Consider the following 15,023-nt stretch of genomic DNA (forward strand, 5'->3'; position numbering starts at 1 on the left):
TAGAACAAAAAACCGATACACTACGTATCGATTTAGTAGGTATCGGTTTAAAATGTAGCAGAGCTAACAATAAAGGTCAACTATTAAGCCAGTTATCTGCTCAATAGTTAAGCCACTTTGAACCTATACCTCAGTTTGATCAGCATACATCTCACGCATCACCTTTTTGTCATGCTTACCAACAGAAGTCTTTGGCAACTCATTGACGAACTTAAACTGACTTGGCACACCATATTTCGGAATAATACCCCGCTCTACGGCTTTCTCGGCAATGGCTTTGATATCATCAACGCTCGTGTCTTGAGCATTAGGTTTTAACACAATCAAGGCCAATGGACGCTCACCCCACTGTTTGTCACGTACCCCAATCACAGATACGTCAGCGACCGCTGGATGTAACGACAAAATCGTCTCAATCTCTAATGACGATATCCACTCGCCGCCTGACTTGATGACATCTTTTAAGCGATCAGTAATCCTAATATAACCATCAGGACGTATATAAGCAATGTCTTGGGTGTGCATATAGCCGTTTTCCCACAGCTCTTTGCCCGCATCGTCATTTTTTAGATAGCTTTGCGTTAGCCAAGGTGCGCGTAATACCAGCTCGCCAGTATTGTCTTGACCGGTACCAACCGACTCATTATTGCTACTCCATATCTGAGCATCCACCATCAGTACGGGCTTACCAGTCATACAACGGCGAGCGATATCTTCATCTTCACTCATTTTAGGCTCGTCGAGACTAAATTCTGTCAAGCTAATAAGGGGCGCTGTCTCTGACATACCATAACCAGTATATACTTCGATGCCTTGTTCCATGGCGGTTTTTGCCAAGCCTTCTGTCAATCGCGAGCCACCGATAATCATTTTTAAACCATTAAAGCTAGCACCGCGATCTTGCGCTTCTTTGAGCACCATTTGCAAAATCGTTGGGACACAATGGGTAATACTAACTTTTTCATTAGTAATCAAATCCATTAACACATCTGGTGCATAGCGTCCCGGATACACTTGCTTCAGACCAGCCATGGTCGCGGTAAATGGAAAGCCCCATGCATGCACGTGAAACATTGGCGTCATCGGCATATAGACATCACCGTAACTGACGCCTTGCTTGTCGGGCAGCATACCTAGTGTCGCCGCTTCGGTGAGGGTATGCAATACTAACTGGCGGTGGCTAAAGAACACACCTTTTGGATCGCCCGTCGTGCCTGAGGTATAAAACGTCGTGGCAATGGTATTTTCATCAAAATCTGGGAAGTCAAACTCACTATCGGCAGCTTGTAATAATTCTTCATACTCACCCACTACGCGGTTTTGATTACCACCGAAGACTCCTTCTGATGTCACGCCATCATCATCTAGCCAAATAATGTGCTCAATACTAGAGTTTTCAAACTGATAGCTTTTGACCAATGGCGCAAACTCAGAATTAAGCAGCAGCACTTTTGGCTTAGCGTGATTGATGGTATAAAGAATTTTTTCTGGCGATAGGCGGATATTAACGGTTTGTAAAATATACTCTGACATCGGTACAGCGAAATACGACTCAAGATAACGATGGCTATCCCAATCCATCACCGCCACTATATCACCTGCATCTAGATTTAAACCTGCTAAAACATTGGCCAAGCGATTGATACGATTGAATAAATCTTTATAGGTAAGGCGTTTTTTGTCAGCATAAACGATTTCTTGCTCTAGCGACACCGTTTTGGCACGGTTCAATAGTTGCTTAACTAATAAGGGATAATCGTAAGCAGAAGGGGCGCTGTGGTAAATATTTGACATAGATGTGACGTCCTTGTTGGTCATGCGGATAAGTTATTATGCGGGTGAATCATAGATAATTGATGGCACGCAGTCCTAGTTATTTTAGCTTTTATTTATAAAAAATTGCTGTTTAACCAGTGGCTATTTAAAAATTGGCTGTTTAAAAATTGATAGTGGCTAACAGTATTAATAGAATTATTAGGGTGTATTGAACAGGCTATATCGATAGTAAGAAAAAGTAGATGCTATGTAAAGCAACCTTACGTAAACATCCTAAGAGGCAATAGCTTAATGAAAATTGCTCAAAAATAGCCATCAAGCCGTGCGTGATTTTGTTTTGATCATACCAAAACTGGCAACCAGTAATGCCAAAATCTGTACAAATAAGAGCAGCCATACTGTGAGCGACCACTGCCCGCGCGCATAAGCCATACCGCATAACCACGCACCCATCGTACCGCCAGCATAATACCCCATGTAATATAAACCAGACGCCAATGAGCGCCCTTTTTTAACATTGACGGCGATATAACTGATGGTGGCAGCTTGGGTGATAAAGACACCTGAGGACATAATAGCAAGACCAATAATAATGCCCCATAACGGCGTTACTAGCGTTAACAGCACCCCAATCATAGAAACGAGAACAGCCACGCGTACTGTGCGCGCTGAACCAAAGCGACGTAGCAAGGTTGTCGACAATGGCGTGATGACAACGCCTATCAAATAAACGGCAAAAATATTGGCAAGCGCACCCGTACTCAACTCATATGGCGTCTTAGCAAGATGTAGATTGATAAAGGTAAAACAGCCCACGAGTGAGAATAAAACACACGCTCCTAGCAGACAAGCCGTCACCACATAACGATTGGTTAAATGCTCACCGAGCGTCTGCATCGCGGAACGAAAATTCGGATTGGCCACAAACTGCTGTGAAGATGGTAGCATCTTGCCGACCCACAGCGCACCGATAAGGGTCATCGCTGCCATCACATAATAGCCTGCACGCCAGCCTATAAGCTCGTGCAAATGCCCAAGCAAAAATCGCCCCATAAAGCCGCCAAGTACCGAGCCTGAGACATAGAACGACATCAGTTCCGTGACAGCGCGTCCCTCAAACTCTTCACCGATATAAGCAATCGTCACCACTGTAATGCCCGGTACAGACAACCCTTGCATAAACCGCCACATGCCCATCCAACCAATACTCGGACTTTGGGCAATTAAAGCAGTTGGTATTGCTAAAAATAATAATGCGCCAACGATAAAGGATTTACGCCCCACAGCGTCAGACAGCATGCCCAAGAATGGCGACATAATAGCAATCGCCATCACCGTTGCACCGACGATCATGCCAGCTTGCACCTCAGTTGCGGACAGGTCTACCATTAATACGGGCAAAATGGCCTGAATAGAATACACTTGCAAAAAAGCAAACATCCCAATCAAGCCGATAGTAAGTTTTAAGACCCACGATGTTGCATTATTGATTGGTGTAGATAGAGGTTCTGGCATATTATTCTGGGGTTTACTGATGGTATTTTTCACAGGGATACAGGCTATGTTGGACGCGGATGATCTGGCGTGAGTAATAGAAATAGGACGATAATAGCTGAAATAATGACAAAAACAATGATGACAATAATGGCTGATGCTAGGGATAGCCGTCAGGTATGATTTTAGCACACCAAATACCAGACTCTGGTTTCGGTGTGTTATCGGTATTGCTTTATTTATGCTTAGGGTCTGTTGAACACTACAAGCTGCTGCTTTATATATATACTGGGTAGGTGACGTATATTTTTGACAGCAAGCTGATTACTGTCTACTATTATTTTGATCTATTATATATAAATGCGATTCACAAAAACTTATATCCACAAAATATAACCTGCGACAAAATCCAACTCACCTATAACAGACTCTCTATCATGCCCAAATACCCTTTTTATTCGCAATGGATTGTCGCTATAGGTGCACTGATTTTTTCTATAAATGCGTCGGCAGTTACGTTAGACGAAGTAGCCGCAACGAACAAGCTCACAATTAAAGAGCAATCGACCAAAATAGTATCAACCCCAATAGCGTCAGCAGTTGCAATAACATCGCCTGTATCAACACCAGCCGTGCCGTCAAACTGTATCGCCGACAGTATTATTACAGCGGCTAATCTGTCAGATACGCGTGATAAGGGGCCTTTTTCGGTGGCTAAAAAACCCGTTCCTCGTCAGTTAGCCAATGGCTTTGGCGGCGGAACCATTTATTATCCAACCAACGCAGGCGGCTGTGGTCTGTTAGGCGGAATCGCGGTAGTACCCGGTTATGTGTCCTACGAATCTTCTATTAAATGGTGGGGGCCGCGTTTGGCATCTTGGGGATTTGTGGTTATTACCATCGATACCAACTCCATTTATGATGACCCAGAGAGCCGTGCGGCGCAGTTAAGTGCCGCGCTTGATCATATGCTTCGTGACAATACGGTAGGCGCTCAGATAGATAGTACGCGCTTGGGTGCTATTGGCTGGTCAATGGGCGGCGGCGGCGCTCTCCAGCTAGCGACAAAACGTCAGACGGTTCGAGCGATTATTCCGCAAACGCCCTATCATGATAAAAACTATGGCGAAATGAACACGCCTGCTTTATTCATTACTTGCCAAAATGACCGTATTGCCTCAAATAAAAAATACAGCAGCCCTTTTTATGATAAGGCTACAGGCGCAAAAATGAAGATTGAGATAAAGAACGGTAGCCATTTTTGTCCAAGTTATCGTTTTAATGAGATATTACTCAGCAAGCCGGGTATTGCTTGGATGCATCGCTATATTAATGGCGATACCCGCTTCGATCAGTTTTTATGTCGTAACGACAATTATGGCAAAAATCCTCGTATATCCGCTTACGACTATAAAAACTGCTCATAAACAAAGCACTCATGAGAAAAGCACTTATAAACTAGGTACTGATAAACTAGACACTTATAAACGATCCGTTGGTCAACGTCTGACTTAGGAGCGCTGAGCATAAAAAAAGGCTACCGAAATGGCAGACTTTTTTATAAAGTCATTAACGCAATTATTCACAGCTCGCTTTGCCAGTGCGATGATTCACAGCACCATTGGCGGCTAATAGCTTTTGCATATCAACCAAATCTCGCGAACACGCATATGAATAGGCACCTTGATTATACGAGCCCATTTTTTTGTCTTTGGTCGTTGCCACTAGATTTGGATTAGCGCCTTGCGCCAATAAATATTTGACAGTTTCAAGGCGATTATTACTAGCTGCAACCATAATCAAGGTTTCACCATCACTTTCTACCGTCTGATCATTTAAGTCCACAGGTGCTTTTTCATTCAATAACGTATGTACTTTTTTGACAATATTGGTATTTTTTCCCAGTACAGCAGATTTCATGACGTTATAAACATCACCGTCATCTTTAGCATAGATATCAGCACCTTTGCTGACTAAGTAATCGACCACATCTTCATAGCCGATAAAAGCAGCCCAGCCTAACGCCGTTTGGTTAAGGCTACCTGTATCTTTAACTTCTAAGTCTTGACCATTGTTAACCATGTATTTGACCGTGGCTAGATCACCATGTTTTACGGCGTCAAACCAAGTAGCATCTGCACCTGTGGAGGGTTTGTCATAAAACACACGCCAAGAAAGTTTGTTTTGATTGGCAAGATCAAAATTCTCAGTAGTGCTGAAACGAAACCCCACTTGTGGGACTGGTGCGGTTTGAGCAGCTTGGATAGTGTCAATTTTAGTGACGCTGTTATCATTGTTTAGGCTTGAGCAACCTGCTAATAACATCGTTGCCATGACCGCTGATGCGCTCATTTTTCCAAAAAATCTCATAACTCAACCTTCAAATACAAATTAAATAGTGAGAGATATTATACAGATTCATTAAATAATAATCTATAAATTATAAGCTATGAATGACAATGACCCTCAGTTAATATAGGCTTATATCCGACTTTAACGTTATACACTGAACCTAACAATCAACATCTTTTTTATAACAGACTTTAGGTACATGATTCACCATAATAAGAGGTTATTTATAATAAGTTGTCATCTATTGACGAGAAATATTCATTATTAAAATTACTAAGACATTCAAAAACTCGAATAAAAACACTAAGGAATAATTTCAATGACCGATAAAATTCATGATTTAGGGGCAGGATTTTGGAATATACGCGGATCTTTTCGCATTGGCGGTGTTCTAAACATTGGTACTCAATCCTCACTTATACAGTTAAACTCAGGAAAGTTTATATTTTTGGATAGCTATTCATTGACTGGTGATGTACGCGATGAGGTGATGGCATTAACCAATAATGGTCAAGACGTCGAAGCAGTACTGAACGTCCACCCATTCCATACGGTGCACTGTGCACAAATGGCAAAAGACTTCCCGCAGGCGACCTTTTATGGCAGTAGCCGCCACCATAAAAAAGTACCTGAAGTACAATGGGCAGATAACTTGGTTGAAAGCGATGCGGTGGCCAAGCGTTACCCTGAGCTTAAGTTCTCAATATCACAAGGCATCCACTATATCTCACCCAATGAGATGATTCATGCAGGCTCACTATTAGCCTATCATCCTGCCAGTCAAAGCTTGCACGTCGATGATACCTTTATGAGTCCACCGATGAAGTTATTAGAGGCGATATTACCTGAACTGATACTACACCCAACGACCAAAAAAGCGCTAAAAAATGGGCCCAATGCAGGCAAGCAATATTGCGATTGGGCAAGCAATTTGGCACATGAATGGCGCGATGTGCGTAATTTCTGCGCCGCACATTCCTATTTAGTGACATTTAATGACGGTGAGTTTGAAGTGGCGCTATTAAAAGCCATTGATAAAGCCCGTCCAAAATTAGAAAAAGCTTAATTGACCGTATAATCTCACATTCGAAGCATAACAAAGGGAGTGACCAAGATGGTCACTCCCTTTTTTGCAATGACGCCATCAACATCAAAAATCACTAACGAAACAATAAAGACGCTAGCTCATCTTGGTTATTGATAATATCTGCCAAGGTATAGCTCTCAAGGACGTTAATAAATGCCGTCAATGCTTCAAAGAACACACTTTTTAGTTGGCATGCTGGGCTAATGACACAGCCTCTAGCGTTATTTGTCGTTTCATCAATAAGCGTAATAGGCAAACCTGTTGAACCAGTCTGTCGACCATCACTACTCTTATCATTCGCGGGGGTCGCAAAACACTCGACCAAATCGAAATCCGGCTCTATTTGTTTAATTAATATACCCAAATTGATGTCTTTTGGCGCACGAGCCAAACGTATACCACCATTTTTACCACGCACACTTTCTATATAACCAAGCTGACCCAACTGATGAATAATCTTGGTCAAATGACTTTTAGAAATGCCATAACTGTTAGCAATATCACTGATATTTGCAAGTAATGGCGGCTCTGGTCTCACCGCCAAGTAAATCAATGAGCGCAGCGCATAATCGCTATAATTGGTCAATCGCATTTATTTGCGCTCCTATTTTATATAAATCTTTCAAATATGTATCAGCTTAAATTTTAGCAATGTAACTCTATAAGTTTGAAAATGAGGGTCTTGAAGAATCAGTGTCCCAGACAAACGGTATTTCGGATAAACGGTATTTTAAACAAACAGTGTCTGGAAAACAAAGGTCTTAAAACCTTATAACATTTGCAAAATAATCTACTTAAAAATATCAACAATCAGTCGATAGACTTGGATAAATCCCCTATTATTTTGGCGATAGCATTATAACGGCTCTACAGGCTCTAACCAAACAAACCATCAGGTCTAGGACGTGCCAGCATCGGCAAATAACTGATGCAAAATAGCACGAAGCAAGCAATCCACGCCCCTTGGGCAATCATGATCCATAATAGATAGTGACTCATATCGGCAAGCGGCAACAGCACGCGACTGACAAATACCAATACCATCAGACCATACATAATATTCACCGTCTTGGGCGGCTGATGAATGCTGCGTCCCGTATGACCAAGCGATACCCGCGTCATCATCGCTACGGTCATCATACCAACGCCTGCAATGGCAAGCCCATGCATCGCAATACTATGAGTATAGCCCAACCATGGTTGCAGCGCATACAGCAGAAAACTCAAACACATGCCCAAAAATGCAACATATAATGACCAAAGCAATGGCTTTTGCCAGATACCGCGATGATACCAGCCTACCAGACGGACGATATTAACCACTGCTACGCCAAGTGCCGTAATAGTCAGCAGATACTTATTAGGATAAAACAAGTCACTGATAAAAAACGTTAAGAAAAACAATAAACTCGCAATATCCTGTACTTTACTATTGCGCAACTTGATGACTTCCGTCGTTCCAACACTCAGACCACGTTCAATAAAGAATGGCACCACGCGGCGACCAATGGTCAGCACCAAACCGATAATCAAATAAAATCCTAGATAAATACCTATTTTAGTCATACTCATATCGGCATTGATAATACCCCAGTAGCAGATTCCATTGCCAACGGTCAATAAGGCCAATTTCGCTAAGATGCCCATTTGCTTATACTGCTTGACCTGCAATACCGCTCGACATATCACAAATGCCATCGAGGCGATAAACAATAAGTCAAATACTGCGGCGACATATAACAACGATATACTGCTACCCGCAACCGTCATACCAAGCCCAAAACCTGCCCAGCTCAAACGTGCCAGCAGCCAACAGCCAAATATAGCCAGCAGCTTATAACCATGCGGCATCATTACCCCTGTCCACGTCTTCACTGCCGTGAGGAGAAATCCTGCAATGACCGCCAAGGCATAACCATAGACCATCTCATGACCGTGCCAGTACAACGGATTCAGTGCTTGTGCGTCAATATCTGTATGACCAGTAAATACAAAAGACCATAGCAGCATCGTTATCACGGCAAATAGCGCGGCAGCACTAAAAAATATCCGAAAGCTCAAATTCAGAATGGGATGCGGAGAGCTGGGCGGCTTGCTGGGTAAGTTGATCGATTGCATGGCAGTCTTCTTAGAAGCATATGAATAGAGTTTAACTTAAAGATTCATTTTAAATGAATGTTACAAGTTATACAATAGTGATAATTTTATAGCTCATTATAACGGTTTGCTATTAGTATAAAAAACCACCACTGATAAGACTATTAGCGGTTTAGCACGTGCTATTTAGTATTTATGGTCAAAAATCCATAAACTGCTTTAACTTACATGACCGCCTTGCCATTTATCAATGAACTCACCATTGGGATCGTATTGCTGGGTTTGCTTGCTAAGATTAAATTGCCGACATCCTCTTGGATCAGCGCCTACGCCCGCTAGATATTGCCAATTACCCCAATTAATCGCGACATCATAATCGATAAGATGTTGCTCAAAATAGGTTGCACCGTAACGCCAGTCTAAACCCAACTCATGAATCAAGCAGCTAGCAACGATTTGTCTGCCACGATTGGACATATACCCTGTTTGCTTTAGCTGATTCATGCAGGCATTGACGATAGGATATGGTGTACTGCCATTCTGCCATTGCTGCAAACGCTGATCGTCAAAATGAGTAGCTGGTAATTGATGACCAATGCCCTTAAACAAAAATAGATTGCTACCATGTTCAATCGCATACCAATAAAAATACTCGCGCCACAGCAGCTCAAACCATATCCAATACGTTGACTCATTGGCGATAATCTCACGCTCATAATGACGTAAGTGATTCAATAGTATTTTCACAGACAAGCAACCATTTGCCAGCCAAGGCGAGAATTTAGTGGAATGCGTCCAGTCATCCAGTGCATTACGTGTGGTTTTATAAGTGTGCGGCGCAGCAGAATCAAAATAGTGAGTTAAATGAAGCATTGCATTTGTTTCACCACCTTTAAAACTAAGCGCTTGCTCATCAGATGGTTGTGTTTGAAAAAGGTATTTACTATGACCTATCAACGCATCAGGCATTGGCGGTAGCGACTTTGGCGTAGGAGAAACAGCCACTTCGTCGTCAGCATTCAATAAATCATGACTTGCTTCAACCTTTTTTCGAAACTGGGTAAAGCTTTTAGGCAGGCCTTGTGTCGGTAAATCAGCAAATAGCGTATGGGTTGATTGCCTGTGCCATATTATCTGCGGATATTTGCTCTGCAAGGCAGCATAACCTTTATTTTGATTATAATCTGCCGTATGGCTGACACAGATATCGGTGACTTGTTGCTGCTCAATGAGCTGGCATAACTGAGTAAAGGCGTTTAAGGCAGACTTTACCTTATCTGGTGACAAATGACTCTTTGATGAATAGCTTGGCGACAGATACAGCAATCGATTACCAAGGCGCTGAAGCAATCGATCCAAATCAGCCAAGCTCTCAGACAAGAACTGCCGACGAGCAGCGCCCATCTCATTAAAATGGTAAGCTTGACGGTTCTCTTTCGGTTCAATGCAATCAGCCAAAAAATCAGCATAGATGAGCATCAGGTTGCCTTGATTACTTTTAGCCAATGTCGCCGCTTTGACTAACGTTTCATTGTCCTCTATGCGCAAATCGTTATGAAATAAGACCAATACCGCTTTTTTGACTGACTTATTTGATGCGTTGTCTGATTGGTGATTTGACATACTCTCGATTCCCAAGTAGTTAAACGCGCTCACTTGAAGCTGAGTCTAAACTATAATATTTTAGAATGTGACACACAGTATAGAGCGTGTTACCCGTTCAACTTAAGTCGCTATCCTCGTTGTTATCTGCGTTATACTAGCCATAAGCATTGACTATCACTGAGCTGACTGCTTAGATGGTTTATAATTAGGAGAATGTCATGACTCAAGAACACGCTTCCCATGAAAAGCGCAAAATCATCGATAAGTTTTTGATGAAACTCACCAAAGAGGAGCCGCAAATGTATTATGCTAGCACCTCTGAGGTCGCTCGTAGTATCCATACTATGATAAAAGAACACACCAATCGCCTGTCGGTAGAAGATCAGGCGCTCGTTAGACATATGACCGTCGAGGAGATACAAGACTTGCTAGGCTTTCACCTTAAATAATCACACTTTCAACGTTCCCATAAAAAAAGCCCGCTTATTTGCAGGCTTTTTTATTATTAAAACTTTAATTTAGAGCATTGAAAATATACATCGCTTAAAACGGATACTCGCGTGGCTCATGTTGCATAGATATCCAGTGCGTTCTAGTGAACTCTTCTAGCACCCACTCACCGTTAAAACGACCAATACCTGAGTTTTTCTCGCCACCGAATGGCAAGTTACTTTCATCATTGACTGAAATATCATTAATATGGGTCATGCCTGCTCTGATACCGCGAGCAAAGCGCATGCCTTTTGCCATATCTTTTGTAAATACCGCACTCGACAGACCAAACATTGAGTCATTGGCGATCGATAACGCATCATCTTCATCTTTGGCACGGATGATACCGACCAATGGTCCAAATACCTCATTACGTGACAAATCCATCTCACGCGTCACTTCAGTAAAGATGTGCGGCGGTACAACTTGTCCTTTAATCTCACCACTTAGTATCATTTTTGCGCCTTCTTGCTGCGCATTAGCGATTTTCTCTTTCAACGATTCGACTTGTTTTTTATTAATAATCGGACCAACCGCCGTGTCTTGTTTGCTCGGATCGCCGACGTTTAACGTTTTAACATGCGCCAAGAAACGCTCAACAAAGTCATCATAAATCTCGTCTTCAACGATAATACGATTGATAGCAATACAGATTTGACCTTGATGTAAGAACTTCCCAAAGGCGGCTGCTTTGACCGCTTGCTCAATATCAGCGTCTTTTAGTACCACAAATGGACTGTTACCACCCAACTCAAGCGCTACTTGTTTAATGCACTCGCCGCCATTAGCCAACTCGCCAATGCGCTTACCGACTGAAGTAGAGCCAGTAAATGATACAAAGCTTGGGGTTTTGTGTTCAACGATCGCATCTCCTATCTCTTTGCCTGAGCCAACAACCACGTTGAGCAAGCCTTTTGGCAAACCTGCTTCTTCAAATACTTTTGCTAGCAGCAAACCACCAGTCACTGGGGTATCACTCGCAGGTTTGAGTACCACAGCGTTACCAAGTGCTAAGGCTGGTGCAATAGAACGTTGGGTCAAATGTAATGGAAAGTTCCACGGACTAATGACAGCAACGACACCAATGGGCTCACGGTAAACAAAGTTTTCTTTGCCAGGGGTGTTAGATGGACGAATCTCGCCATGTACACGACTTGGGAAAGTCGCAGCCTCAAGGGTAATGGCGCGGGTAGCAGCAAACTCAACCATGGCTTTAACACGGGTACTGCCCGACTCTTTAATGAGCCAATCGACGATTTCATCTTGGCGCTGATCTAAAATCTCAACCACTTTATATAGTACACCTGCTCGTGTCGCTGGCGTTTGCTGTGCCCACTCTTTTTGTGCCGCACTTGCTGCTTGATACGCTTCATTAAGCTGCGCTTCTGTCGCCTGCTGAATCTTTACAAGTGTATCGCCATTGTAGGGGTTGGTATTGGTATTGACGCTATCGTCTTGACCGCTTTGCCATTCCCCTGCAATGTACTGGAGGTGGAAATCATTATAGGCATTGGCTTTGGTATTATCGGTATCAGTTGACATAATTCTTCTCATTTATTTTATGGATGTTATGTTGGTTGTCAATAAAACAGTATGACTAGCAAATTGAGGCAGATAAAAAATAACCCTTAACACAGTTATTTATATTAAATAGCCTGCGCTCGCAACATTTGATTAAACACATCAAAACGAAACTTGCTAGACGACTGGTCTAATGCTACCATAGACCTCATACAAATAAGCGTATTTTGTCAGCAAGTATTGTTGAAAAAACGTAACGTGACCATATCAACCTTTACAATAAGCACTAATTATAAGCAACAATAAAAATCTGCATCGACCCATAGAAAGTATCATGAATAATTGTTAATAGCGCGCTAAGTAGCATTATTCGCTATACCTTATCTCTGAAATACATTCATAAAAAATATAGGAGGACATTACTATTATGTCTGCGGCCTCAACCACAATCCCACCAGATACCAAAACGCATCTGTTAGAAACAGGCTATCAACTGATTTCCAAAAAAGGTTTTACTGCCGTCGGTATCAAACAAATACTAGACACAGCCGGTATTCCTAAAGGCTCTTTTTACCATTATTTTGCCTCAAAAGAAGCATTTGGTGAAGCTATCATCAGTCATTATTTCACTGACTATAAGATACGCTTAGACACCATTGGTCGTCAAAAAGTTAATGCTCAGCAAAAGATTTATGATTATTTTCAAAGCTGGTATGACACCCAGCAAAATGGCTGTGATCATGAAAAGTGCTTGGTGGTGAAGCTCAGCGCTGAGGTTGCAGATCTGTCTGAACCTATGCGCATCGCACTGAATGCTGGTTATCAGCAGACCATCAGTTGGCTTGCCGAACAAATCAAAGCAGGCTGGGCGGATGACTCTGTACCACAACCTGACAATATCGCGGCCGAGAGCATGGCCAAACGTTGGTATTTTGCTTGGCTTGGTGCCAGTTTAATCGCCAAGATTAGCCAAACCAATACACCGCTTGCAGAAGTATGGCAGATGACTACTTCTCAATTGGGACGCTAATTTCGTGCGTTAAACGCTTTTTAGCCATTTATACTTCCCTATATCTAAAGCAAAAAATTGAGTTATAAGAGAGTTTTGTAAAAGTTACTAGACGACTGGTCTATTTAATGTACAATGCCCACAGTTGTAAAAACGAATGGCTAATTTGTCACTGAGATTTTTGCACCCCATACGCCCAACACAAATATTTAATAATTTTAGGAATACTATGAATAACTTCCAATATTACAATCCAGTACGTATCGTCTTTGGTGAAGGTCAAATCAAACAACTATCGGAATTGGTTCCGACCGATGCCCGTGTGCTTATCACTTATGGTGGCGGTTCGGCACAGCGCACAGGTACGCTAGACGAAGTAAAGGAAGCCTTGGCTGCGAGCGGTACACGTACCGTATTCGAATTTGGTGGTATTGAAGCCAATCCAGAATTCACGACTCTTTTAAAAGCAGCAGATATGGTCAATGAGCACAATATTGACTTTTTGCTAGCGGTCGGGGGCGGCTCAGTCATTGATGGTAGCAAATTTGTTGCATTGGTATCGTCCCTCACTGAAGAAGATGGCACGACTGTCTCACGCGAACAAGCATGGAACGCACTAACCAGCTATTGCAGAGACATTGATTCTGCCATCGATTTGGGTGCTGTTTTGACCATTCCAGCCACTGGCTCTGAGATGAACTCAGGCGGCGTCATCAATTATAGTGAACGTCAAGCTAAGCTACCATTTGGCAACGCACTTGCCTTCCCTAAGTTCTCAATATTAGATCCAATCAAAACACTGACATTACCTGAGCGTCAAGTGATGAATGGTGTGGCTGATGCCTTTGTCCATGTCATGGAACAGTACCTAACGTATCCAGTCAATGCAAAAGTGCAAGATGCCTTTGCTGAGAGCTTGCTGAAAATCCTCATTGATGAAGGTCGTATCGTTAAACAAGATCCAGAAAACTTAGAAACTCGTAAGAATATTATGTGGACAGCAACCATGGCACTCAATGGTCTAATCGGTGCAGGCGTACCGCAAGACTGGACGACACATATGATCGGTCATGAGCTAACCTCGTTGCACAGCATCGATCATGCACGTACATTAACTATCTTATTGCCATCAGTAATGCGCGAGTTGAAAGACAGCAAAAAAGAGAAATTACTTCAATATGCGCATAATGTCTGGAATATTACGCTCGATGATACTCATCAAGACGAAGATGCTGTCATTGAAGCGGCTATTGTCCGTACCGAAAACTTCTTCCGTGACCTTGGCTTGCCCGTCAGTTTAGAAGATGCAGAACTTGATGAATCAGCTATTGACCCGATTATCAAGCAGCTTGAAGCGCATAACATGGTTCAGTTAGGCGAGCACAGCAACAATGATTTAGAAGTGTCACGCCGTATTCTACAACGTGCTATTAGTAGCAAAGCTGCTTAATAAAAACACCACCGTAATAAGAAACACATATTGTTATGCTATTTATAGTAGTTGCTCAGCACTGAGTAACTACTCCATTCACCATTAAATATTAAAATCAATAGAATCTTAAAATCAATAAATAGAAAAGGAATCTGATA

The 15,023-nt window shown here is 42.4% G+C and carries 12 protein-coding genes; 5 read left to right on the forward strand and 7 right to left on the reverse strand.

What is annotated here, in order from left to right; genetic code table 11:
- Window positions 1-123 precede the first annotated feature (123 nt).
- Together JMX82_RS05015 and JMX82_RS05020 are read right to left on the reverse strand one after the other, a co-directional pair.
- Window positions 124-1,794: a fatty acid--CoA ligase gene (locus JMX82_RS05015; protein ID WP_201539712.1), complete on the reverse strand. Its 1,671-nt coding sequence runs from the start codon at window positions 1,792-1,794 to the stop codon at window positions 124-126.
- 297 nt (window positions 1,795-2,091) lie between these two features.
- Window positions 2,092-3,291, reverse strand: coding sequence for an MFS transporter (locus JMX82_RS05020; RefSeq protein ID WP_201539713.1), 1,200 nt, complete (start codon window positions 3,289-3,291; stop codon window positions 2,092-2,094).
- A gap of 416 nt (window positions 3,292-3,707) precedes the next feature.
- Between JMX82_RS05020 and JMX82_RS05025 the strand changes: the two genes are divergently transcribed.
- On the forward strand, window positions 3,708-4,697 hold the full coding sequence (locus tag JMX82_RS05025) for a dienelactone hydrolase family protein (RefSeq protein WP_201539714.1): 990 nt from the start codon (window positions 3,708-3,710) through the stop codon (window positions 4,695-4,697).
- A gap of 151 nt (window positions 4,698-4,848) precedes the next feature.
- Here JMX82_RS05025 and JMX82_RS05030 read toward each other — a convergent pair whose 3' ends face one another.
- Window positions 4,849-5,640 (reverse strand): ankyrin repeat domain-containing protein, encoded by a 792-nt coding sequence (locus tag JMX82_RS05030; RefSeq protein ID WP_227676347.1) that lies wholly within the window; start codon window positions 5,638-5,640, stop codon window positions 4,849-4,851.
- Window positions 5,641-5,941: 301 nt separating this feature from the next.
- On the opposite strand from JMX82_RS05030, the gene JMX82_RS05035 reads away from it, so the two are divergent.
- Window positions 5,942-6,688, forward strand: coding sequence for a hypothetical protein (locus JMX82_RS05035; protein ID WP_201539715.1), 747 nt, complete (start codon window positions 5,942-5,944; stop codon window positions 6,686-6,688).
- A 94-nt stretch (window positions 6,689-6,782) separates the two neighbouring features.
- Here JMX82_RS05035 and JMX82_RS05040 read toward each other — a convergent pair whose 3' ends face one another.
- The 3 genes from JMX82_RS05040 to JMX82_RS05050 all read right to left on the reverse strand — a co-directional run bounded on the left by JMX82_RS05040 (window position 6,783) and on the right by JMX82_RS05050 (window position 10,429).
- Complete coding sequence (locus tag JMX82_RS05040) at window positions 6,783-7,301, reverse strand: Rrf2 family transcriptional regulator (protein WP_201539716.1); 519 nt, start codon at window positions 7,299-7,301, stop codon at window positions 6,783-6,785.
- 284 nt (window positions 7,302-7,585) lie between these two features.
- Window positions 7,586-8,827 (reverse strand): NnrS family protein, encoded by a 1,242-nt coding sequence (locus tag JMX82_RS05045; RefSeq protein ID WP_201539717.1) that lies wholly within the window; start codon window positions 8,825-8,827, stop codon window positions 7,586-7,588.
- A 198-nt stretch (window positions 8,828-9,025) separates the two neighbouring features.
- Complete coding sequence (locus JMX82_RS05050; protein WP_201539718.1) at window positions 9,026-10,429, reverse strand: DASH family cryptochrome; 1,404 nt, start codon at window positions 10,427-10,429, stop codon at window positions 9,026-9,028.
- Between the two features lie 200 nt (window positions 10,430-10,629).
- Here JMX82_RS05050 and JMX82_RS05055 point away from each other — a divergent pair, with 200 nt between their 5' ends.
- Complete coding sequence (locus JMX82_RS05055) at window positions 10,630-10,860, forward strand: hypothetical protein (protein ID WP_045454282.1); 231 nt, start codon at window positions 10,630-10,632, stop codon at window positions 10,858-10,860.
- Window positions 10,861-10,954: 94 nt separating this feature from the next.
- Here JMX82_RS05055 and JMX82_RS05060 read toward each other — a convergent pair whose 3' ends face one another.
- A complete protein-coding gene (locus tag JMX82_RS05060) occupies window positions 10,955-12,445 on the reverse strand; it encodes an aldehyde dehydrogenase family protein (RefSeq protein WP_201539719.1) in 1,491 nt (496 codons plus the stop codon).
- 406 nt (window positions 12,446-12,851) lie between these two features.
- Between JMX82_RS05060 and JMX82_RS05065 the strand changes: the two genes are divergently transcribed.
- Complete coding sequence (locus JMX82_RS05065; RefSeq protein ID WP_055124963.1) at window positions 12,852-13,454, forward strand: TetR/AcrR family transcriptional regulator; 603 nt, start codon at window positions 12,852-12,854, stop codon at window positions 13,452-13,454.
- A 208-nt stretch (window positions 13,455-13,662) separates the two neighbouring features.
- Window positions 13,663-14,883 (forward strand): iron-containing alcohol dehydrogenase, encoded by a 1,221-nt coding sequence (locus JMX82_RS05070; protein WP_198330427.1) that lies wholly within the window; start codon window positions 13,663-13,665, stop codon window positions 14,881-14,883.
- Window positions 14,884-15,023 lie beyond the last annotated feature (140 nt).

The sequence above is a fragment of the Psychrobacter sp. 1044 genome (assembly GCF_904846525.1).
Lineage (GTDB): Bacteria > Pseudomonadota > Gammaproteobacteria > Pseudomonadales > Moraxellaceae > Psychrobacter.